A 1,483-nucleotide genomic window follows, 5' to 3' on the forward strand; every position below is an offset into this window, starting at 1 on the left:
TAGTACGGCAGCCGCCATTGGCGGTCTGACCTGGCGGGATGCGGTGGTGGGGGTGTGTGAAGTGGACGCAGCCGCCTGTTGATCATGTGTTTGTGAGAACTACAAGATCGCAGGCGGCTGCTGCTGCCAGGGTAGCGGCTGGGCGTGCGGTGCGGGCACGGGCCGAGTTGTTGGAGGCCATGCGGTCGTGTTTCGTGCGGACGCAGACGTGGCAGCACGCGGGCCGGTACGTGTCGGCGCTGGCGAGCCAGGTGCCCAAGCGCAACGGGTGGAGCATCGCTGAGCAGGTCGGGGACGCCACGCCGGACCGCACGCAGCGGCTGTTGAACCGGGCGGTGTGGGACACGACGGCCGCGATGAGTCAGGTTCGGCGGTTCGCCGCCGCTGGTCTGGACGCGGCGGCCGCGCGTCGGCGGCGTCGTGGCCTGGTCGTCGGGGCGTTGGACGAGACGGGCCAGCCGAAGCAAGGCGTCGCGACGTGTGGGGTGAAGCGGCAGTACATGGGGTGCGCGGGCAGGGTCGCGAACGGAATCAACACCGTGCACCTGTCGTATGTGCGGGAGAAGGTGGGGCACGCGTTGATCGGGGCGCGTCAGTGGATCCCCGCCGAGCAGATCGACGACGCGGACACTGCCGCCGCGATGGGGCTACCCGCTGACCTGCGGTTCCGCACGAAAGGCCAGTTGGCCATCGATATCTGCGCTGATGCGTTCGCCGACGGCCTGCGTTTCGACGTCGCCTGCGGTGACGAGGTGTACGGCAACTGCACCCCGTTGCGGGAGTTCTTCGAGCAACAGGGGCAGGCGTACGTGCTGCGAGTCGCCTCCACCTTCATGATCGAGCTTCCCTCCCAGGCGAAGCTGACCTGCGCGCAGGCTGTCACGCTGCTGGTCCGGGACAAGCAGCGGTGGGAGATCCGCTCGGCCGGTACCGGGTCGAAGGGACAACGCTGGTACGCGTGGGCGTGGATCGCCACCGCCTCCCCCCGCCACCATCTGCTCGTGCGTCGTCATCTGCGCAGCGGTGACCTGGCCTTTCACTACTGCTATGTGCCCGAGGGGCAGACGGCGACCAAGACGAAGCTGATCCGCGCCGCCGGACTGCGCTGGCCAGTCGAGGAGGACTTCGAGTTCGGCAAGGACCACTTCGGCCTGGACCAGTGCCAGGCCCGCCTGCACACCGCGATCGCACGGCATACCGTGCTGGTCATGACCGCCCTCGCCGTCTGCGCGGTCACCGCCGCCCACCTCGCCGACCGCACCGACACCCAGGCGCCACCGCCAAACACACCCGACCAGCAGCCACCACCCGAGCCCGGACTGATCCCGCTGACCGTCCCCGAGGTCAAGCGACTACTCGCCACCGCCCTCCAACACCCGAAACCGCCCGGCCACGACACGCACTGGCTCACCTGGCGACGCCGTCACCAAGCCCGCGCACGCTGGTTCCACCAACGCACCCGACTGAACAGGGACTACGCCCT

The 1,483-nt window shown here is 68.8% G+C and carries 1 protein-coding gene; it reads left to right on the plus strand.

The features are described 5' to 3' along the window. Positions 1-194: 194 nt before the first annotated feature. The coding region (locus ACFHWY_RS28445) for an IS701 family transposase (RefSeq protein ID WP_416583320.1) at positions 195-1,483 on the plus strand (1,289 nt) is incomplete at its 3' end.

The sequence above is a fragment of the Micromonospora sp. LOL_024 genome, assembly GCF_048060415.1.
Taxonomy (GTDB): domain Bacteria; phylum Actinomycetota; class Actinomycetes; order Mycobacteriales; family Micromonosporaceae; genus Micromonospora.